Raw genomic sequence first — 20,622 nt, 5'->3', positions numbered from 1 at the left:
GGTCTCACGTGCTGCTTTTGAGCTCCGGGGCGATGCCGAGGCACAGCCAATCCGTGATCTGCCCGGCCATGGTTGCCTGATCGGGCTTAGTCCTGCCGGCGGGACTTCCCAGCCACATTTCTCCGGCGTTCCTCACGAGTCCGATAGCGGCCGTAGGCCAGTAAACGATGACCGATTCCTTCTCTTCGCCCAGGTGTTCCCGCATGGGAGTCGCGATCATGTCCGTAATTTGTTCGAAGAAGTTACCCAGGGCACCTGAGGCCGCGATAGCGTCCTGCGCCGAGGCCTCCCCGGGGGTAAGCCGGGTGATGAAGGCGTATACGTTGGGGCTGGATTCGGCCATCTGCAGATAGGCGGAAACCATGGCGAAGAGTCCCTCCCGCGGGGTTTGCGCCAATTGGGCGGCCTCCTGCATGCGGCGTTGCATCTGCCCCAGCACCACTTCACCCATGGCTTGCTGAAGACCTGCTTTGTCCCCGAAATAGCGATAGAAGACCGATTTGGATGTCCCCGCGGAGCCGGCTATGTCCTCCATGGAGGCTTCACTTCCGAGCCTATGAACAGCCTTTCGCGCGGCTTTGATGAGTTCACGCCGGCGCTCCTCACGATGGGACTGCCATCGGGCCGCACGTCCATCAACCATGGCTTCGGCTTCACCGGCCAAGGGAACTTCACTTGCAACCCGTGCCGAGCCGGCGGCACCGGCGGATTCTCCATCGCGACTGTTCACGATACCCAGCGTATCAGGTACGCTGGGTATCAGTAACTGGCATTGATCGAAGGAGACAAGCATGGCTACGGCAGACGTGACTACGGACGGGCCCCTGGAACCGACCACTGGCCCGCAACCAACACGCTCGGCGGTCATCGTGGGCGGCAACCGCATTCCGTTCGCAAGAACCGGCGGCGCCTACGTAAAGTCCTCCAACCAGGACATGCTGACCGCGGCCCTGGAGGGGCTGGTGGCCAGGTTCGGACTCCAGGACGAACGCATCGGAGAGGTCGCAGCCGGGGCAGTGCTTAAGCACTCAAGGGACTTCAACCTCACACGGGAAGCTGTCCTCGGCTCGGCTTTGTCGCCCGAAACCCCTGCATACGACCTCCAACAAGCCTGCGCAACCGGATTGGAGACCGTTCTTGGGTTGTCCAATAAGATCAAGTTGGGGCAAATCGACTCAGGGATCGCCGGCGGTGTGGACTCGGCCTCTGATGCCCCGATCGCCGTCAGTGAGGGATTGCGCGAAATACTGCTTGACCTGAACCGGGCAAAGACCACCGTGCAAAAGCTGAAGATCATCGGCCGGATCCGCCCCAAGGATCTGGCCCCCGATGCTCCCAACACCGGTGAGCCCCGCACAGGGCTGTCCATGGGCGAACATCAGGCCCTCACTACTGCGCAGTGGAAAATCTCCCGGGAAGCGCAGGACGAGCTTGCTTTTAACAGCCACCGCAACCTGGCTGCCGCCTACGAACGGGGCTTCTTCGATGACCTGATCACCCCGTACCGCGGGCTTAACCGGGACTCCAACCTGCGTGCAGACACCACGCTGGAGAAGCTCGCCACCCTCAAGCCCGTCTTCGGCAAGAACCTTGGCTCCGAAGCAACCATGACCGCGGGCAACTCCACACCCCTGACAGACGGTGCATCAACCGTCCTCCTGGCTACCGGAGAATGGGCAGACGCCCACGGGCTGCCGAAGCTCGCCACAGTCCTGGACGGCGAAGCGGCCGCCGTCGACTTCGTTCACGGCAAGGACGGCCTCCTCATGGCGCCGGTCTTCGCGGTTCCCCGCTTGCTGGCTCGGCACGGCCTCACTTTCGAGGACATCGACTTCTTCGAAATTCATGAAGCCTTCGCCGGAACCGTCCTCAGTACCTTGGCCGCGTGGGAAGACGAAGAGTTCGGCCGGACGCGCTTGGGACTTGACGGCGCACTGGGAAAGGTGGACCGGGCCAAGCTCAACGTCAATGGCTCATCGTTGGCTGCCGGCCACCCGTTTGCGGCCACGGGTGGCAGGATCGTAGCTTCACTTGCGAAGATGCTGCATGAGAAGGGCACCGTTAATGGCCGCCCTGCGCGTGGCCTGATTTCCGTGTGCGCCGCCGGCGGTCAGGGCGTTGTTGCGATTCTCGAAGCAGCGTAGGGGGAGTGCGATGACAGACAGGTACACACAGCTGGTAAGTCAGGGACTGGGGAAGGACGTAGCCAAGAAGCTGGGCCTGCCCCAGCCCGTGGTGCTTCGACGCCACCAACCCGGCGCACCGCTCATCACAGGCCCGGTCTTGGTCAGTGGCGACAGTGCAGGGGCAGATGACATTGCCACCACCCTGCTTGGTTGGGGTTTGGACGTCCGCCGCAACGCGCTGCCCAAGGAGAAACTTGGGGCAATCATCCTGGTACTTGATGCAGTCCAGCACCCCGGGGACCTGGGAAAATCAGTCCTTACCGCTGGCGCATCCCTTCGGGACCTCTCGCCCAACGGCCGTGTCATCACCATGTCGCGGACGTCGCAGTCAGCCCCGACTCCGGCGTCTGCTGCTGCGCGGCAGGGCATTGATGGATTCCTGCGGTCTCTCGCCAAGGAACTACGCGCGGGGGCCACGGCCAACGGCACTCTCCTGGATGGCCAGCTCGCGACCACCAGCCCTTCGGCACTGGGGGCCCTGAGGTTCTTCCTCTCGGGCCGCTCCGCTTATGTGGATGGACAGTTCCTGACCGTCCACTCAACGGCAGGCAGCTTGCCGAACGACGCCGACAAGCCGCTCGCCGGAAAAGTAGCAGTTGTTACCGGCGCAGCGCGGGGGATCGGTGCAGCAATCGCCCGTACCCTGCACCGCGACGGGGCCAAGATCGTGGCTGTGGACATCCCGGCTGCAGGGGACCACCTGGCAGCTGTAGCCAACGAGGTACGCGGGACGGCCCTGCAGCTTGATATCAGCAGGGATGACGCCGGACACCGCATCATCGAACATGCCGTGGAACGCCACGGCCGGCTCGACATCGTGGTGCACAACGCAGGGATTACCCGTGATCGACTGCTTGCCAACATGGACGAGGGCCGCTGGCAATCAGTCATTGCCGTCAACATCGCGGCCCAGCTGAGAATCAACGAGGCACTTCTGGCGTCGGAGCATTTCAAAGAATCGCCGCGCATTGTGTCAGTCGCATCCACAAGTGGCATCGCCGGAAACAGGGGCCAGACCAATTACGGCGCATCCAAGGGTGGTGTCATTGGCATGGTGAGATCCACGGCTGCCCTGATGGAACCTTTCGGTGGGACCATCAACGCGGTAGCTCCTGGTTTCATCGAAACTGAGATGACGGCCAAGATGCCCTTCGCAATCCGCGAGGCGGCTCGCAGGCTCAACTCCCTCAAGCAGGGCGGCCAGCCCCAGGATGTGGCAGAGGCCATCGCGTTCCTTTCCAGCGATTCTGCCGGTGGAATCTCCGGTGAGGTACTGCGCGTGTGCGGGCAACAACTGGTGGGAGCATGAACCATCCCCAGCCGGTTGTCCTTGGCGAGCTTCCGTCGCTCTCCAAGTTGTATGTCAACGCCGCTACCGCAGCAGCCCGCCGTCGGGTTCTGGGAGCATCCTCCGGGAAGAAGCGGCTTCCTGCGGTCAGCCACGAGGTCAGGGGGGTGCGGGCCGACGTCGAAAATCTGACCGCCTACCAACATTTGGTGGGTGAGACCGCCAGCGACACCCTCCCTGCCGGCTACGTTCATGCTTTGGCTTTTCCCGTATCCATGAGCGTCATGAACCGTGAAGACTTTCCGCTGCCGCTTCTTGGCATGATTCATCTGAAGAACCGTATCGAACAACTGGCACCCATCCAGTTCTCCGAGCAACTGGACATCCGCTCCTGGGCGGAGAACCTTGCCGGCCACAGGGCCGGAACCCAGCTGGATGTAGTGGCCGAGGTCCGTTCCGGTTCCAGCGGTGACATATTGTGGCGCGGCGTGTCCACGTACTTAGCCAAAGGTGTCTTCCTGCCGGGTATCGACAAGCCAGGCAGCCCGAATGGCGCATTTGCCGGAGACTTTTCGCCGCCTGATCCCACTGCGCTGTGGCAACTCGGCCTGGATACCGGAAGGAGCTACGCTACCGTGTCGGGCGATTTCAATCCGATCCACTTGAGCGTCCTTTCGGCCAAAGCCCTGGGACTGCGGGGATCAATCGCGCACGGAATGTATCTGGCCTCGCGTGCACTTGCCGACGTCGGGGCCGTGAAGTCGGATTCCTTTACCTGGGACGTTGCCTTCGAAGCCCCTGTGTTCCTTCCAGCGCGAGTTGCCTTGGACATCACCACGGTGCAAGCGGATTCGGGAAGTTGGGAGCGCTCGGACTACGTTGCGTGGAATCCCCGCAGCGGCAGGCGGCACTTTGCCGGAAGTGTTGTTGCTCTGGCATAAGCTGCCGCAACGGGAAATGGCGGCAGCCACCTGAAGGTGACTGCCGCCATTTCTTCGTTAACGACAAGTAAGGAAACAGTTGTGACTAAGCTCGCATGCTGTTCTTGCCAAAGTAGATCAGGAGAAACAAACAAGGCCCAAAATCCGTGGATTTCAGGCCTTGTGATTGTGCGCGGAGGGGGACTTGAACCCCCACCCCCTTTCGAGGACTAGCACCTCAAGCTAGCGCGTCTGCCATTCCGCCACCCGCGCAGGTGGTGTTCAGATGGTCCATTTTGCACCTTGCGGTGCTTCACTTTCCTCCGAAGCAGCGAGAAAAACTCTAACACGGTTTCAGGTAGCTGAAAAATCGGCCCTGGTCCGGGAACATCCGATGTCGCCCCCGTGCGTGCGCTTATCCACATTCCGGACGTCTCCCGCCACTGGTGGGTAGGCTGAGGGGACACGGGACGGAAACGCTGGGAAAACCACAGCGCGCGTCTCCGGAACCTGCAGCCCAGCCACGCAAGGAGAGTTTCCATGTCTGTCATCCGCCCCGAAGACGAAGTTGTCCGGATCTGCCAGGAGCTCATCCGCATCGACTCCTCCAACTTTGGAGACGACTCGGGTCCGGGGGAGCGCGCGGCAGCAGAGTACACGGCCGGGCTGATCACCGAAGTCGGACTTGAAGCCGAGATCTTCGAGTCCGCCCCGGGCCGCGCCAACGTGGTAACCCGCATGACCGGCGAAGACCCCTCGGCCGACGCCCTGGTAGTACATGGGCACTTGGATGTTGTCCCCGCGCTCAAGGACCAATGGAGTGTGGACCCGTTCAGCGGCGAACTGAAAGATGGCCTGGTCTGGGGCCGCGGCGCCGTGGACATGAAGGACATGGACGCCATGATTCTTTCAGTCATGCGTAACTTTGCCAGGACGGGCCGGAAGCCAAAACGCGACATCATCTTCGCTTTCTTCGCAGATGAGGAGGCGGGCGGCACCTACGGTGCCAGGTACGCCGTCGAGCACCGACGTGAACTTTTCGACGGCGCCACTGAGGCGATCTCGGAAGTCGGCGGATTCTCCGCCACAATTGGCGGACAACGGACCTACCTGCTGCAGACTGCCGAGAAGGGATTGTCCTGGTTGCGGCTGGTAGCGCACGGCCGGGCGGGCCACGGTTCCCAGATCAATACTGACAACGCCGTTACGCGGCTTGCCGCCGCTGTGACCAGGATCGGCGAACACAAGTGGCCCGTGGAACTGACGCCAACCACGCGACAGTTCCTGGACGGCGTCACCGAACTGACGGGAGTCGAGTTCGACGCCGACAACCCGGACATCCTCCTCAAGGAACTTGGAACTGTAGCCCGGTTCGTCGGTGCCACACTACAGAACACTTCCAACCCCACGTTCCTGCGCTCCGGCTACAAGCACAACGTCATTCCCGAGTCGGCCGAGGCGTTCGTTGACTGCCGAACACTTCCGGGGCAGCAGGAACTGGTGTTCGAGACCATCAAGGAACTCGCCGGGGACGGCATTGAGATCAGCTACGTCAACAAGGATGTTTCCTTGGAGGTGCCCTTTGCAGGGAACCTGGTGGACTCCATGATCGATGCCCTGCACTCCGAGGACCCGGGCGCCAAGGTCCTCCCTTATACGCTTTCCGGGGGCACCGACAATAAATCGTTGAGCAAGATCGGCATCACCGGATACGGTTTCGCTCCGCTGATGCTGCCCGACGAACTCGACTTCACAGGGATGTTCCACGGCGTCGATGAGCGCGTGCCGGCCGAGTCCCTCCAGTTCGGCGCACGGGTCCTGAACACCCTGCTCAGCAACTACTAAAGGGCTCAGCAACTACTAAGGCAAGCACCCGAAGGACCATCATGACTCCCGAAGAAATTCTGCCCGACGAACTGCTTGAAAAGCTGCGTGGCCGCGCCGCAGGTTACGACCAGAACAACCAGTTCTTCCACGAGGACCTGGAGGACCTGGCAGCCGCCGGTTACCTGAAGCTGTTCGTGCCGGAGGCCGACGGCGGTTTCGGGCTCGGGCTCGAATCGGTGGCTGCATTGCAGCAACGTCTCGCCACGGCTGCCCCGGCCACAGCGCTGGCGGTGAATATGCACTTGGTGTGGACCGGCGTCGCGCAGGTCCTGACGGCCCGAGGGGACAGATCCTTGGATTTCGTGTTGAAGGAGGCGGGGCAGGGTGAGGTCTTTGCCTTCGGCATTTCCGAGGCCGGCAATGATTCCATGTTGTTCGATTCCGGCACGGCCGCCGAGCCGCTGCCTGACGGGAGCTACCGGTTCACTGGCCGGAAAATCTTCACCAGCCTCTCACGCGGCTGGACCCGGCTGGGAACATTCGGCAAGGATGCCGATGCCAGGGACGGTGAGGGGGAGCTCGTCTTTGGCTTTCTCCGCCGCGACGAGCCGGGCCACGAAACTCTGAGCGACTGGGACACCCTGGGTATGCGTGCCAGTGCGTCCAACACCACCCTCCTGCACGGAGCCGTGATTCCGGCAGAACGGATCTTCCGCAAGCTCCCCGTGGGACCCAACAAGGACCTGTTGATCTTCGCGATCTTCGCGTGCTTCGAGACCTTGCTCGCCGCTGTGTACACGGGCGTTGCCGAACGTGCATTCACCCTTGGCGTAGCGAACGTCAAGCGAAGGGTTTCAGCCAAACACGGTGGCCGGAGCTACGCCCAGGACCCTGACATCCGATGGAAGGTGGCAGACGCTGCCCTGGCCATGGACGGAATCGCACCTCAAATCTCTTCCCTGGCCCGCGATGTGGACAACCTGGTGGACCACGGAGCCCAATGGTTCCCCAAACTTGTGGGACTAAAGTCCCGGGCAACGGAGAACGCACGCCACGTAGTGGACTTGGCGATCCGTGTCACGGGAGGATCCAGCTACTTCCGTGGGTCTGAGATGGAGCGGCTCTACAGGGACGTCCTGGCAGGCATCTTCCACCCTTCCAACGATGAATCCGCCCATAACACTGTGGCGAACGCATGGTTGGGTCCGCTGGAGGACCAGCGGTAAACCTGAATGCGTGATGCCGCTGTGTTCAGACGGTTCGCTGCACGGAATAGACTTTGCGGCGCAACCAGAAGCGGCGCCCGCCTCCGAGGTAGAGCACGCTGCGCTCGAGTTCCCACTTGCCATATTCGGAATGCTCGGCGAGTCGGCGTCGGGCTTCCGGCAGTGAATCGTCAGGTCCCACCGTCAGTACGAGGTATTCGTACTGACGTGCGTAGTCTCGTTGGCGCTCAACGGAGCTGCCCGGAAATTGTTCTCTCATCCCTCTCCATTTTCGTCCTTTTCCGGCTAACGTGAAGTCATGAGCATCGATCCGCGTGTCGCGCTTCAATCACTGACCGCCGCCCTGGAAGAACACCTGGCCGCCGCATCAGCGCGCAGGGGCGAAGGTGACCCCAATGTCGAAGCGGCTTTTTTCGCCGTCGCCGATGCCTTCGAAGTTTATGAAGATGCGCTGTACGAGGCGTACTCCGAGGTTACTCCGCTCCAAGTCTTCGACGACGAAGATGAAGAAGACGAGGACGTCCTGGACGAAGACATGGAAATCGTAGAGGACTAACTGACCTAACGAACCGGCCACCTTGGGGTGGCCGGTTTTTTGTGCTCCCTTCCTGCAGCTTTTGTGCTGGTTCCAGACCGGATTTCCGCAGTTTTTGCCCTCCTGCGCGCCACGAAAGCACGTAGTGCCGCCGTCGCCGGCTAGGTACTCGCACGTAGGTGCAATGGGTAAACCTGCGCAAACTTGAGTACCGACTACTGGTGCGCCTCCTGACTGCCGCCGCTTCACTGATAAGTAGGCAATGGCAGGTCTGCAAAGAAGGCTGACATGGTGAAAGTTCCAGTCTTGCGTACGGGCAAGGTAGCGGCACCCACGGGTGCGGACCGTGCCTTGGCGGGTTCAGTCTTTCCCGCAAAAACTGCCATCGCCGACGTCAATCCGCCGGTGTCTCCCTGGATTGACAAGTCCGTTGCTGCACAACGGACTGAGAAGGCGGGACTGGCGGCACCGAGCTCCGAGGTCACCCTGGACTTCGTGCCGCCAGTCACCCGCAGGACCCCTCGGATCACGTTCCCCCGCCGGGGCAGGACCGACTGGGCGCATTCACTGACCAACAGTCTTCGCATGACGGACATGGCCCTCGTTGCTGCCGCAGTGTTCGCCGGTTTCGTTCTCAACACCGAGGGCCTGACCCTGGCTGCGGAGAGTCCTGCCTACACACGCCATCTGGTGATGGCACTGATTCTTGGACTGGTTTGGTTGGGTTCGTTGGAGGTCTACCGCACCCGCGATCCGAAAGTCCTGGGCGTTGGTCCCGAGGAGTACAAGCGCGTCCTGTCGGCAAGTTTTCGTGTCTTTGGTTTCCTGGGCATCGTTGCCGTGATTTTCCGGCTTGATGCTGTCAGCTCATTCGTACTCGTCTCCCTGCCGCTTGGCTTGGTGGCGCTCACCGGCAGCAGGTGGAGCTTCCGCCGGTGGCTGAGCCACGAAAAGTCCCGTGGCCGCTGCCTCTCCCGGGCGATCGTTGTAGGTGAGCCCCAAGACGTTCGGTACGTCATCAAGCAGATCAATCGAAAGTCCGGCACCGCGTACGACATCCTCGGAGCATGCCTTCCAGGGGCACGGCGAGGTGCGGTCCTCAAGGTGGACCACCTCCGTGTCCCAGTCCTTTCTTCGATCTACGGGATCTCCCACACTGTCCGGCAAACAGGCGCCAACGCGGTGATTGTGGCCGGCCCCGTGCCCGGTGGAAACCAGTTCATCCAGGAGCTCGGGTGGCGGCTGGAGGAAAATTCCGCGGAACTTGTCCTCGCTGCGGCCCTAACGAACGTGGCCGGTCCGCGAATCCACTGGCGCCCGGTCGAGGGACTTCCCCTGATGCACGTGGACATCCCGCACTACTCCGGGGGGAAGCACACACTCAAGCGTCTGATGGACATTACGGTCTCGGCGTCGGCATTGCTGGTCCTGTCACCGGTCCTGCTGCTCCTGGCAGCCATAGTTCACCAGGACAGCCCCGGGCCTGTACTTTTTCGCCAGGAACGGGTCGGCAGGAGGGGCACTACCTTCCACATGCTGAAGTTCCGTTCCATGGTGGTGGACGCCGAATCCCGCCTGGAGGAACTTAGCGCCCAGGATGAGGGCGCCGGCGTCCTGTTCAAGATCCGCGGCGACCCCCGTGTTACCAAGTGCGGCCGATGGATGCGTAAGTACTCCCTCGATGAATTGCCCCAGTTCTGGAATGTCCTGGTGGGCAACATGAGCCTCGTGGGACCGCGGCCGCCGTTGGCCCGTGAAGTCAGCGGATACGAACGCCATACGCATCGTCGGCTGCTCATCAAGCCCGGTATCACGGGCCTATGGCAAATCAATGGGCGGTCGGACCTTCCATGGGACGAGGCCGTACGGCTGGACCTCTATTACGTGGAGAACTGGTCCATAGCTGGAGACCTGATGATCATGTGGCGGACGTTCAGGGCAATGATTCAACCTTCCGGGGCCTATTAGCCAATAACTGCAACAAACCAAGCGAATCGCGCTGTCAACACAGAAGCAGAGTGGGAAATGAGCATACGAACGATTCCATCAGGACAACTCAACGGCCACGGCCCACAGCCCAGGCTCCGCATTGCGGTAGTGGGGGCAGGATACTGGGGCCCCAATCTTGCCCGGAACCTCAAAGCCAGCCCTGACTGGGATCTCGTTGCCATCTGCGACCTCGACGTCGAACGAGGGCTAAGGCTCGCCGAGACGGTTGGCGGAGTGGCCGTCGTCGAATCCTTGGACGAACTGCTTGACACGTACAACTTGGACGCCGTTGCAGTAGCTACGCCGGCGCATACCCACCACGGAGTGGTGATGACTGCCCTGCGCGCCGGCAAACATGTCCTGGTGGAGAAGCCGTTGGCTGACAGCCGTGCGAAGGGCCTGGAGATGGTGGAGGAAGCGAAGGCCAGGGGATTGGTCCTCATGGCAGACCACACCTACTGCTTCACACCAGCGGTCCTCAAGATCCAGGAACTGGTAGCCAGCGGTGCTCTCGGCGACATTTTGTATGTGGATTCCGTCCGCATCAATCTTGGACTTGTCCAACCGGACGTCAACGTTTTCTGGGACCTGGCGCCCCACGACCTTTCCATCCTGGACTTCGTCCTGCCGGGTGGCTTGCATCCCACGGAAATTTCCGCTCACGGCGCGGATCCCCTGGGAACCGGCAGGGATTGCGTCGGGCACCTCACTTTCGGCCTGCCCAACGATGCCATGGTCCATATTCACGTGAATTGGCTCAGCCCCACAAAGATCCGGCAAATGATCATCGGGGGGTCAAAGAGGACCTTGGTGTGGGACGACCTCAATCCCCAGCAGCGCCTCAGCGTGTACGACCGCGGGGTCAGCCTGGAGCATCAGCCCAGATCTGCAGCTGACAAACGGACCTCCGCCATCTCCTACCGCCTGGGCGACACTTGGTCTCCGGCATTGCAGGAACGCGAACCCCTTGGCCAGGTGGTGTGCGAACTTGCCTCCTCCATCCGCAACCGGACCATGCCACGGACCAGCGGGGAATCCGGGCTCCGCGTCTTGTCCGTTCTCGAAGCCGTCACGCAAAGCCTCAGCACTGACGGTCAATCAACAATCGTCGCCGGGAATGAAGTCTCTCTCCAGGTTGCACGGTGAAAAAGCTTCTAGGGGCCAGTGTCCTGGTCACCGGAGGGGCCGGCACCATTGGTTCGACGCTGGTGGACCAACTGCTCGACGCCGGCGTGGCGCACGTAGACGTGCTGGACAACCTCGTCCGCGGCCGCCGTGCAAACCTTGACGAAGCTCTCTCCACCGAAAGGGTACGGCTGGTCGAAGGCGACCTCCGTGATCGCGACCTCGTCCACGACCTGACCCATGGCAAGGACCTGGTTTTCCATCAAGCCGCCATCCGCATCACCCAGTGCGCGGAAGAACCACGGTTGGCCCTCGAGGTACTGGTGGATGGAACGTTCAACGTTTACGAGGCTGCTGCGGCGCACAAAATTGACCGACTCATCTCAGCCTCAAGTGCCTCCGTTTATGGCATGGCCGAGGAATTTCCCACTAAGGAAAGCCACCACCACCACAACAACGACACCTTTTACGGCGCGGCGAAGTCCTTCAACGAAGGAATGGCGAGGAGCTTTCGCGCAATGTCAGGCCTGGACTACGTCCTCCTGAGGTACTTCAACGTTTATGGACCCCGCATGGACGTGCACGGGCTCTACACCGAAGTCCTTGTTCGTTGGATGGAGCGCATAGTGGATGGCCAGCCCCCACTGATTTTCGGCAACGGGCAGCAAACCATGGACTTCATCCACACCGCGGACGTCGCCAGGGCCAATGTCCTTGCCGCCGTCAGCAATGTACGCGAGGGCGTCTATAACGTGGCCAGCGGTACGGAGACCAGTCTGGTGGAACTGGCGCAAACACTGCTCAAGGTCATGGCTTCACCCCTCCACCTGGAACATGGTCCGGAGCGTGCCGTCAACGGAGTTGCCCGACGGCTTGCCGACGTCACGGCAGCACGCGAAGACCTGGGCTTCGAGGCAGCCGTTGGCCTGGAAGACGGCTTGCGCTCGCTGGTCTCGTGGTGGCGTCCGCTTCGTGCTGAGATTGCTGCCGCCCGCACCATGAGCCGCCCCGCACCGACAGTCGGTGCGCGATGACCATCTCCGAAACCCGCTTGGGCCGCATTGACGTCATGAAGCCGTGGCTCGGCGAAGAAGAAGCCCAGGCTGTCGCAGAGGTCATCGCCTCCGGTTGGGTGGCCCAGGGTCCCAAGGTTCGCCAATTCGAGGACGCGTTTGCAGCCGAGCAACATGCTGGATTCGCGGTCGCAACGTCGAGCTGCACCTCTGCACTCCACTTGGCCCTCGTCGTTGCCGGCGTCGCAGCCGGTGACGACGTGGTGGTGCCATCGTTCTCCTTTATTGCTACTGCCAACGCCGCAACGTACGTGGGTGCGCGGCCCGTTTTCGCCGACGTCGATATCCTCACTGGCTGCGTTACTGCAGAAACCGTCAAGGCTGCCCTGACTCCCGCTACTACAGCGGTCATCGCCGTCGACCAAGGTGGAGTCCCGGTTGACCTGGAACCTATCCGGGCGCTGTGTGATCCCCTGGGAATCATCGTGGTGGAAGACGCCGCGTGCGCTATTGGCTCCAGATATCGGGGACAGCCCGTAGGTTCAAACGCCGATTTGGCTGCTTGGTCGTTCCACCCGCGCAAGATCCTCACGACGGGTGAGGGCGGCATGATCACTACACCGCGCCAGGACTACGGCGACAGGGCACGGCGCCTCCGCGAACATGCCATGAGTGTTTCAGCCGCTGACCGACACGCCAGCCTGCTCGCCCCCGCGGAGGAGTATCTCGAGGTCGGGTTCAACTACCGCATGACCGACCTTCAGGCCGCCGTCGGAATTGTCCAACTTGGCCGCCTCAATGCCGCTGTCCAGCGACGGCGCGAACTGGCCGCTACCTACGCATACGCCTTCGCCGGAGTGGAGGGCCTACGCCTGGTAAGCGATCCGGAGTATGGCATCAGCAACTTCCAGTCATGCTGGCTGGAGGTCGGCCCGGCGTTCCCGCTGGGCCGGGACGCCCTCATGGCACGTTTGGCCGCGGATGGTATCTCTGCCCGCCGCGGGATCATGGCCGCGCACCGGCAGCCTGCGTACGCAGGCACGGACACAGGCACGGCCGGGCTGGACGCCACGGAGTGGTTGACGGATCACACACTCATACTGCCCCTCTTCCACCAACTGGCGCTGGGCGACCAAGTCCGCGTCATCGACTCAGTATTACGAGCCGCGGGTCAGCCATGAGCGAGCTACTCCTCATCGCGGCAAGCGGCCTCGCCCGGGAGGTCCTTGCCATGGTCCGCAGCAGCGGGCCTTTCGACGTCATTGGGATCCTCGACGACGACGAAGACAAGCTAGGCCGCGTGGTGGACGGGGCACATGTCCTCGGTCCCGTCCGGGAAGCTATGAACTACCCCCACGCCCTGCTGCTGATCTGCATTGGATCCGGCAGCGGCCGGGAAAGCGTGGTGATGCGGCTACGCGCCTTGGGGCTGGGCGAAGACCGCTACGCTACAGCGATCGATCCTTCCGTGCGCGTTCCAGAGGGCTGCATGATTGGCCGGGGGAGTATCCTCCTCGCCCACGTGAGCATGACAGCTTCGGTGACCATCGGCGACCACGTGGTCGCAATGCCAGGGGTCACGTTCACACATGACGACGTCATCAGCGATTACGCCACCTTGGCCTCCGGGGTGTCCCTCGGCGGCAACGTCCACGTTGGCCGGGCCGCCTACATCGGCATGAATGCCAGTGTCCGCGAGCGCCTGACCATCGGCGCGAAAGCGATGATCGGCATGGGCGCCGCTGTCCTGGCCGATGTTCCTGAGGACGAAACGTGGGCCGGCGTGCCGGCAAGGGTGATCCGGCGGGGAAATACCCCGGAGCTGGAGGGCGTCCTGTGACACTTCGGAGCCCGGTGACTCCCAGGCGGACACCAACGCCCACCAGGGCATTCGTGATCAGCGTGGTCAACGCTTTCATCACGAAGCTGGGCACGATCGGAATCGGAATCGCACTGGCACGCCTGCTGGGGCCCGAAGAATTCGGAACCTACGCCGTAGCATTTGTAGCTTTGGTTGCGGTCTTGAGCTTCAACGAATTGGGAGTCAGTCTCGCGATCGTTCGCTGGCCCGGTGACCCAAAGGACATAGCAGCAACCGTCACCACTATTTCGGCAACATGCAGCGTCCTGCTGTTCGGGGTTTCCTATGCAGCTGCACCCTACTTCACGGCCGCCATGGGAAATGAAGCAGCCACGGACGTGGTCCGGGTCATGGCGGTCTGCATCGTGCTGAACGGCTTGGTAGCCACCCCTGCAGCCCTGCTGCAACGGAACTTCCGTCAAGGCCAGCGCATGGTCATTGACCAAGTCAATGTTTGGCTGGGGGCAGGTGCCTCACTGATCATGGTGATCGCCGGGATGGGCGCCATGAGCCTTGCCGTTGGGCGGGTCTTGGCCAGCCTGGTAGCCGGCGTCCTGTTCCTGATCTATTCGCCTTTGCCCTATCGCTTTGGATTCTCATTGAAAGGTGCCAGGCAATTGCTGGCCTTCGGGCTGCCCCTGGCCGGCGCCAGCATGGTGGTCTTTGCGGTTGGCTATGTTGATCAACTCGTCGCGGGGAAGATGCTGGGGCCGGTCGCGTTGGGCCTGTATGTCATGGCGTTCAACATGGCTGGCTGGCCTTCCAGTTTGTTGTCCCCGCCCCTTAGGAGCGTGGCACCAGCAACCTTTGCCAGGTTGCAGGACAGGCCGGGGGATATGCAGTCGGCCCTGTTGTCCCTAACGGGGGCGCTGGCGGCGGTTCTTTTGCCGGTCTGCGCGGTAATGATGGGATGTGCCGTCCCACTGGTCATGCTGGTTTATGGCGACGCTTGGGCTCCGGCCGGCCTCGCCCTTTTTTGGTTGGCTCCGCTGACCGCCGTGCGAGTGCTTCACGAGCTGTTCTACGACTACCTGGTCATTCTTGGTTTGTCTGGTTCGATTTTCACGGTCCAAGTGATGGCGCTCGCAGCTTTGGTCCCCGCCCTGATTGGTGGGGCGATTTATGGCGGGATGTCGGGACTGGCGGCAGCGCCGGTGGCCGTTGCTGTTGTGGTGACCTCGCCGATGTACCTCAGGGCCATGAAGCGGGCGAACGTTTCACTGCGCGCGTTGGCCGGTCGACTTTTCCGGCCCTTCTTGGTGGCTGTTGCTGCCGGTATTGGTTGCGCGCTGCTGAGCCAATCTGTGCGGTCACCGATGGAGGCTGTTCTTTTGTCTGCTGGTGTGGGCGTCCTGGCGATGGGCCTCACGCTTGCGTTCGGGAGGCGGGACATTGCCGATGTCCGGCGTTGGGGCCGTGGCCGGGGCCCTGAGGAGGCCTGGACATGAGAATCCTCGTTTACCCACACGACCTCCGCCTGGGCGGCAGCCAGCTGAATGCAATTGAATTGGGCGCAGCCGTACAGCGCTTGGGGCACGATGTCCTGCTCTTTGGGCAACCGGGTCCGCTGGCGCAAACGGCTGTTGAGTTGGGATTGGAGTACGTTCCCGCACCACTTCCCGGGAAGCGTCCTTCGCCAACGGTCATCAGCGCCCTGGTACGCACTGTCCGCGAGCGCGGTGTGGAGGTTCTTCACGGATACGAGTGGCCACCGGCCTTGGAGTGCCTGGCTGCTTCCAAAGTGGTCGGTGGCACCACGGCGGTCGCCACCGTCATGTCCATGGCTGTGGCTCCGTTCATTCCAAAGTCCATGCCGCTCATGGTGGGTACTGAGCAGATCCAGCAATGGGAGTCTTCCCGGGGGAGGGGAGAAGTGCACGTCATGGAGCCGCCGGTGGATACGCACGCCAACCAGGCTTCCGCGACGGTGGGCTTGGACGCATTTACCCGGAAGTTTGCACTGGCTGATCGTTCCCTGACCGTTGTCTGTGTTTCACGCCTGGCGCAGGAATTGAAGCTTGAGGGCCTTCTGAGCGCCATGGACGCCGTCCGCCTGTTGTCCCTTGAACATCAGGTGACGCTGATCATTACGGGAACCGGTCCGGCCTCGGATACAGTCGCTAGCCGGGCGGCGCTTATCAATGCAGCCACCGGGCGGGAGACGGTGATCCTCACGGGTGAACTCGCGGATCCGCGGCCTGTCTATGCTGCCGCTGATGTGGTGCTGGGGATGGGCGGTTCAGCCTTGCGCGGGCTTTCCTTCGGCAAGCCCCTTGTGGTCCAAGGCGAGCGCGGGTTTTGGGAACTTCTCACCCCCGATTCCCTACCTACCTTCCTGTGGCAAGGATGGTACGGATCCGGTCCGGGGACAGGCGGTGAAGGACAAACCGCTTTGCTCGCCATCCTGCGAGCGCTAATGGAAGATGAGCAACTTCGCCGGGACTTGGGTGGCTTTGGTCGGCGGGTCGTCGAGGAGAGGTACTCATTGGACTCCGCTGCTCGACGTCAGGTGCGCTTTTACGAGGATTTTGCCGCTGCCCGCCCTGGCCTGGCTGCGACCATGGCGTCTGAAGTGGCAGCCATAGGCCGATACGCCGGGTATGTGGGGAAACGACGTTCTCAGCGCGTGCTGCGACGACTGCCACGGGACGACTTCAATGCACGCCCTGTTGCCATGACGGCCGCTTCGAACACACCCGCGGCGGTGAAGGCATGAACGGCACCATCATGTACATCTCTGGTGGCCAATGGGATGGTGTGCCTGGCACAGACAGGCTTTTGGCGGAGGCTTTGAGCGTCCGCGCAAGGGTTCTCTGGGTTGATCAACCAGTCTCTGTCGCCAGGGATGGCAACGTACGTCGCCACACTGTCCGCAGCTTCCGTGGGGTGCCTGAGACTGTGGCGCCCACGGTTAGCAGGTTGCGAGTGCCTTCCCTGCCCGGCTTCAGCCGCCCCGTGGTACGACGCTCCACCGAGGCGATCGCCCGATGGACCATGCGGTCGGCAGCGAGGAGGGTGGGGGACGGCCTGGCAGGAGTGGTCAATGCATCCCCATTGGTTCATTTCCCCCGGGAACTATCCGCGCCACGTCTTCTACATCTGACCGACGATTGGCTTGCCTCCGCGGAGCTCATGGGTTTATCACGCATACATGTGGAGCGGGTCCTCATGTCCAACATCGCTGCGGCCGACGTCGTCACGGCAGTGTCGCCCGCACTGGCTCAGAAATTCTCTGAATTCTCTGGCCGTAAGGTCGAGTTCCTACCAAATGGTTGCAGGACACCTGTTCCGGCCGAATCCGGAACAGTCCGCCCACCGGTCGCCGTGTTGGTGGGCCAACTCAATGAACGTCTTGACTTTGCCACACTCAGCGAGCTGGGCAGGACGGAGCTTCCCGTCATCGTGCTGGGACCTAGGACGGAACGGGAACAGCACGCCCGGAGAAGCCTCGACGAGTTCTTGTCCCGGCCCAATGTTGATTGGCGCGGCGAGGTGTCCGCTCTGGAAGTTGCCAAGGTACTGGCTACGGCAGCCATAGGTCTAACCCCCTACACGGATTCGGAATTCAACCGTTCAAGTTTTCCCCTCAAAACACTCGAATACCTCGCCTCCGGGGTGCCTGTGGTTGCGGCGGACCTTCCGGCTACGCGATGGATCAGCTCCGATTTCGTGAAGATAGCCACGACTCCACGGGACTTTGTTGATCTGGTGCGATCAGGCTTGGAGACGGAACTGACGTGCGAACAGCGACGAAGGATCCAATCCTCAGCGCAGCAGCACACCTGGGACGTAAGGGCAGAGAAACTGCTTTCCCTTTTGGGTGAGCAACAAACCACGGAGCCGCTCGGTAAACGCGCTCCCCGTCACATTGGGAGCAAATGATGCAGTTGCGAACTGTTCTGGCGAGCGTTGCGCGCCGGTGGTACTTGGTGGTTGCAGGCATGCTCGTCACCGGGCTGCTGTGTATGTCAATCCAAACGAGCGCGCCGGAAAAGTACAAATCTCAAGCAAGCCTGGTCCTCATGCCCTCAAGCCAGAGCATTGGCGACGCCGGAAATCCATATCTGTATCTGGGCGGTATGAGCGAGGCCCTTGACATTCTGATCCGCAAAATTACGTCACAGCCCGTGAAGGAACGGCTCCTGGCGAACTTCGGATCCGCAACCTACGTCGCAGAACCCGACCGCGGTACCAGTGGTGCGATCCTGGTCATAACTGCCACTGCAGACAACCCCGAAGAGACCATGGCAGTCCTGAAGGCAGTGATGGACGAGACTCCGCGCTCCCTCAACGACATGCAGGCAGCCCTCGACGTCGCTGTGCCGGCAAGGATCACCACCATGAGTCTTCTCGTGGACCGGCAGGCCGTACCCGAAGTGAAGGCCCGCACACAGCTGGTCCTCATTGCCGGGGCTGGGGGAGTGTTACTGACCCTGGTCCTGTCTGTCTTGGTGGATGGCTTGTTGATGACCAGGAAACGCAGGAAGGAAGCTTCGAGGAAAGAAGCCCTGCGGCCTGAGCAGCCCCCTCATAGGCGCGCAGCCCATGACGCCAAAGAAACGGATGAAGAGATTCGTGGAGTCCTGCCGCTGTCTTCAGGGCCAAGTTAGCCATGACTGCGTCAACTTTCCTGGGGATCCTGCTGCGCCGATGGTACATGGTGGCCTTCGGACTGGCGCTAGGTCTGGCTGCCCTTGGCGCCATCCGGTCATCGGAGCCCGTCTTTTGGACTGAAGCCGACGTTACCTTCGTGGCCCCTGAACGCGAACCGGCCTACTGGATCTCCGGTGGCAGCGCCATGACCTTGACGGAATTCGCCGACATGGTCAAGCGACGCGTCAATCAGGAAGCTCCATCTGTAGATCTGGGCCTGACACGGGGAACCCTCTACGGTGCCGGCGTTCAAAAGGGGTTCTCGGTGACGTTACCCGCCAACGGCGGTCAATGGAACAAGACATTCAGCCAACCGGTGCTCAAGATACAGGTAGTGGATACCAGCGCCGAAAGAGTGAACCAGGTCCTCGCCGACGTACTCGACCGAATAAACGACGCCACGATCCAATTGCAGAACGAAGCAACCGTAAAAGCGGACCGTATTTCCACGCAGACCACCCCGTCACAAGCAGAAGTCATATTCGGCGGCGGCACCCCGGTGACCCGCATGAAGGGATCAGTGGTGTGGGCTGGCCTGTCCTTGGCCCTCACTTCAATAGCAACCCTCTACGCTGATCGCGTCCTGGTGCGCCGCAAACAAAACCGCAACAACCAAGTGGAGGGGACACTCAATGCATCCCTCCTATGAAAGCACCACCGCCCCAGGCGGAGCCAGTGCTCTGGACGCCCCGGAGCGCAAAGACGTTTCATGGTTTGTCATCGTTTACTTGTTCGCTACGTGCCTTATTCCCTCAAATCTGACGATAACTGCTTTAGGCTCCGTTGGACGACCAAGCACACTCTGCGGCCTCTTGGCCTTCGCCTGGTGGCTGCTGTATCAGTTGCAACGCACTACGCCAACGCGCACAGGCACCCAAGCTGTCCGAATTGCCATGGTGGTTTTCCTGGCCGCCGCCCTGACCAGCTATTCGTTGGCAATGCTGCACGGCGTCCCCGATTCGGAGGCCAGCCCCGCAGACAGCGGGCTGATCAGGCTGGCCAGCTGGGCCGGAATCTTCCTGCTCATCAATGACGGACTGGCCAGCCGCCAAACTCTGATCAAAGTGCTGCGAAGCTTTGTCGTTCTCGGGACGGCGACGGCCGTCTTGGGATTGATGCAATTCGCCACAGGATCATCCCTTGTGGACTGGATCAGCATTCCCGGCTTCAGCGCAGCCTCGGAACTGACGGGCGTGCAGTCCAGGGGAGGGTTCATTCGTGCCGCCGGAATGGCCAGCCACCCATTGGAGTACGGAGTGGTACTAGCCGCTTCACTCCCCATCGCCATCGCGCTCGCCGTTACTGACCGGGCCAGAGGCTGGCTCCTGCGATGGCTGCCCGTGGCGGCCATCTCTTCGGCCGCCGTCCTATCGGTCTCCCGCTCGGCATTGATGGCCTTCGGCGTCGCTGTGCTTGCCTTGGTGCCGTCCTGGCCCAAGAAGGTTCGGCGTGGTGCACTGCTGCTCGGCCTCGTGCTGGCCGCAGGAATGTACCTGTTGACTCCCGGGATGCTTGGGACGCTCCGGGGGCTTTTCACGGTGGGGACAGCAGACCCCAGCATCAGTTCGAGGACCAGTGCATACACGACCGCTTTTGGGATGCTCGCCAACAACCCCGTGGTTGGGCGCGGGTTCGGAACCTTCCTCCCGGACTATGTCATCGTGGACAATCAATTCCTCGGGATCCTGGTGGAACTGGGATTCGTCGGCTTGGCGGCATTCGTAGCGTTGATTCTTTGCGCCATTGTCTGCTCTTGGCGGGCCCGTAAGCTGGCGTCCGATGACCAAATGCGCCAGGTCAGTCAGGGCGTTTTGGCCTCGATCACCGCGATCGCCGTGACCTTCGCGTTCTTTGACGGATTGTCGTTCGCCATGGCAGCCAGCCTCTTCTTCTTCATGCTTGGAATCGCTGGTGCGCTGTGGCGCCTGGCACGACAAACCGATGACGTCGATGCCGGACGGACATACCGTGTCCAAGGCCAGCCAGGAAAGCGGTAGCC

General features: G+C 61.6%; 19 protein-coding genes and 1 tRNA gene. 17 read left to right on the top strand and 3 right to left on the bottom strand.

The annotated features are described in order from the left end of the window. Positions 1 to 4 precede the first annotated feature (4 nt). Positions 5 to 793: a TetR family transcriptional regulator gene (locus ACZ881_RS03635; protein WP_476112583.1), complete on the bottom strand. Its 789-nt coding sequence runs from the start codon at positions 791 to 793 to the stop codon at positions 5 to 7. On the opposite strand from ACZ881_RS03635, the gene ACZ881_RS03630 reads away from it, so the two are divergent. Genes ACZ881_RS03630 through ACZ881_RS03620 form a run of 3 tightly spaced genes read left to right on the top strand, consistent with a single transcriptional unit; the run spans position 792 to position 4,415 of the window. Continuing rightward, the gene (locus tag ACZ881_RS03630; RefSeq protein WP_476112581.1) at positions 792 to 2,144 is read left to right on the top strand and encodes an acetyl-CoA C-acetyltransferase; all 1,353 of its coding nucleotides are present in this window, start codon (positions 792 to 794) and stop codon (positions 2,142 to 2,144) included. The genes ACZ881_RS03635 and ACZ881_RS03630 overlap by 2 nt on opposite strands. A 10-nt stretch (positions 2,145 to 2,154) precedes the next feature. Then, the gene (locus ACZ881_RS03625; RefSeq protein ID WP_476112579.1) at positions 2,155 to 3,495 is read left to right on the top strand and encodes a 3-oxoacyl-ACP reductase; all 1,341 of its coding nucleotides are present in this window, start codon (positions 2,155 to 2,157) and stop codon (positions 3,493 to 3,495) included. Beyond that, on the top strand, positions 3,492 to 4,415 hold the full coding sequence (locus tag ACZ881_RS03620; protein ID WP_476112577.1) for a MaoC/PaaZ C-terminal domain-containing protein: 924 nt from the start codon (positions 3,492 to 3,494) through the stop codon (positions 4,413 to 4,415). The genes ACZ881_RS03625 and ACZ881_RS03620 overlap by 4 nt, the downstream gene beginning before the upstream one ends. A 169-nt stretch (positions 4,416 to 4,584) precedes the next feature. Here the strand turns inward: ACZ881_RS03620 and ACZ881_RS03615 are convergent. Further along, a tRNA-Leu gene (locus ACZ881_RS03615) sits at positions 4,585 to 4,667 on the bottom strand. Positions 4,668 to 4,934: 267 nt separating this feature from the next. On the opposite strand from ACZ881_RS03615, the gene ACZ881_RS03610 reads away from it, so the two are divergent. Beyond that, a complete protein-coding gene (locus tag ACZ881_RS03610; RefSeq protein ID WP_091470704.1) occupies positions 4,935 to 6,239 on the top strand; it encodes a M20/M25/M40 family metallo-hydrolase in 1,305 nt (434 codons plus the stop codon). A gap of 41 nt (positions 6,240 to 6,280) precedes the next feature. Then, positions 6,281 to 7,447, top strand: a complete 1,167-nt coding sequence (locus ACZ881_RS03605) for an acyl-CoA dehydrogenase family protein (RefSeq protein ID WP_476112575.1) — start codon at positions 6,281 to 6,283, stop codon at positions 7,445 to 7,447. A gap of 25 nt (positions 7,448 to 7,472) precedes the next feature. Here ACZ881_RS03605 and ACZ881_RS03600 read toward each other — a convergent pair whose 3' ends face one another. Then, on the bottom strand, positions 7,473 to 7,706 hold the full coding sequence (locus ACZ881_RS03600) for a DUF5703 family protein (RefSeq protein ID WP_017200923.1): 234 nt from the start codon (positions 7,704 to 7,706) through the stop codon (positions 7,473 to 7,475). A 39-nt stretch (positions 7,707 to 7,745) separates the two neighbouring features. Between ACZ881_RS03600 and ACZ881_RS03595 the strand changes: the two genes are divergently transcribed. From ACZ881_RS03595 to ACZ881_RS03540, 12 genes are all read left to right on the top strand, one after another. Beyond that, positions 7,746 to 8,003 (top strand): hypothetical protein, encoded by a 258-nt coding sequence (locus ACZ881_RS03595; RefSeq protein WP_091470707.1) that lies wholly within the window; start codon positions 7,746 to 7,748, stop codon positions 8,001 to 8,003. Between the two features lie 267 nt (positions 8,004 to 8,270). Further along, positions 8,271 to 9,950: a sugar transferase gene (locus ACZ881_RS03590; RefSeq protein ID WP_476112572.1), complete on the top strand. Its 1,680-nt coding sequence runs from the start codon at positions 8,271 to 8,273 to the stop codon at positions 9,948 to 9,950. Positions 9,951 to 10,007: 57 nt separating this feature from the next. Then, positions 10,008 to 11,117 carry a Gfo/Idh/MocA family protein gene (locus ACZ881_RS03585; RefSeq protein ID WP_091470710.1) on the top strand — a complete coding sequence of 370 codons (1,110 nt, stop codon included), beginning with the start codon at positions 10,008 to 10,010 and terminating at the stop codon, positions 11,115 to 11,117. Next, positions 11,114 to 12,130 carry an NAD-dependent epimerase/dehydratase family protein gene (locus tag ACZ881_RS03580; protein ID WP_476112570.1) on the top strand — a complete coding sequence of 339 codons (1,017 nt, stop codon included), beginning with the start codon at positions 11,114 to 11,116 and terminating at the stop codon, positions 12,128 to 12,130. Before ACZ881_RS03585 ends, ACZ881_RS03580 begins: the two co-directional genes overlap by 4 nt. Beyond that, the gene (locus tag ACZ881_RS03575; RefSeq protein ID WP_476112568.1) at positions 12,127 to 13,290 is read left to right on the top strand and encodes a DegT/DnrJ/EryC1/StrS family aminotransferase; all 1,164 of its coding nucleotides are present in this window, start codon (positions 12,127 to 12,129) and stop codon (positions 13,288 to 13,290) included. Before ACZ881_RS03580 ends, ACZ881_RS03575 begins: the two co-directional genes overlap by 4 nt. Next, complete coding sequence (locus tag ACZ881_RS03570; protein ID WP_476112566.1) at positions 13,287 to 13,949, top strand: acetyltransferase; 663 nt, start codon at positions 13,287 to 13,289, stop codon at positions 13,947 to 13,949. The genes ACZ881_RS03575 and ACZ881_RS03570 overlap by 4 nt, the downstream gene beginning before the upstream one ends. Beyond that, positions 13,946 to 15,418 carry an oligosaccharide flippase family protein gene (locus ACZ881_RS03565; protein WP_476112564.1) on the top strand — a complete coding sequence of 491 codons (1,473 nt, stop codon included), beginning with the start codon at positions 13,946 to 13,948 and terminating at the stop codon, positions 15,416 to 15,418. Before ACZ881_RS03570 ends, ACZ881_RS03565 begins: the two co-directional genes overlap by 4 nt. Next, positions 15,415 to 16,686 (top strand): glycosyltransferase, encoded by a 1,272-nt coding sequence (locus tag ACZ881_RS03560; RefSeq protein WP_476112562.1) that lies wholly within the window; start codon positions 15,415 to 15,417, stop codon positions 16,684 to 16,686. Before ACZ881_RS03565 ends, ACZ881_RS03560 begins: the two co-directional genes overlap by 4 nt. Beyond that, a complete protein-coding gene (locus ACZ881_RS03555) occupies positions 16,683 to 17,852 on the top strand; it encodes a glycosyltransferase (protein ID WP_476112560.1) in 1,170 nt (389 codons plus the stop codon). Before ACZ881_RS03560 ends, ACZ881_RS03555 begins: the two co-directional genes overlap by 4 nt. A gap of 140 nt (positions 17,853 to 17,992) precedes the next feature. Continuing rightward, a complete protein-coding gene (locus ACZ881_RS03550; protein WP_476112558.1) occupies positions 17,993 to 18,580 on the top strand; it encodes a hypothetical protein in 588 nt (195 codons plus the stop codon). A 2-nt stretch (positions 18,581 to 18,582) separates the two neighbouring features. Continuing rightward, complete coding sequence (locus ACZ881_RS03545) at positions 18,583 to 19,272, top strand: hypothetical protein (protein ID WP_476112556.1); 690 nt, start codon at positions 18,583 to 18,585, stop codon at positions 19,270 to 19,272. Next, entirely contained in the window at positions 19,256 to 20,620 is a 1,365-nt protein-coding gene (locus tag ACZ881_RS03540) for an O-antigen ligase family protein (protein ID WP_476112554.1), read from the top strand. Before ACZ881_RS03545 ends, ACZ881_RS03540 begins: the two co-directional genes overlap by 17 nt. Positions 20,621 to 20,622: the final 2 nt, after the last annotated feature.

The sequence above is a fragment of the Paenarthrobacter sp. TE3676 genome, assembly GCF_056279165.1.
This window is presented reverse-complemented; position numbering and strand designations above follow the sequence as displayed.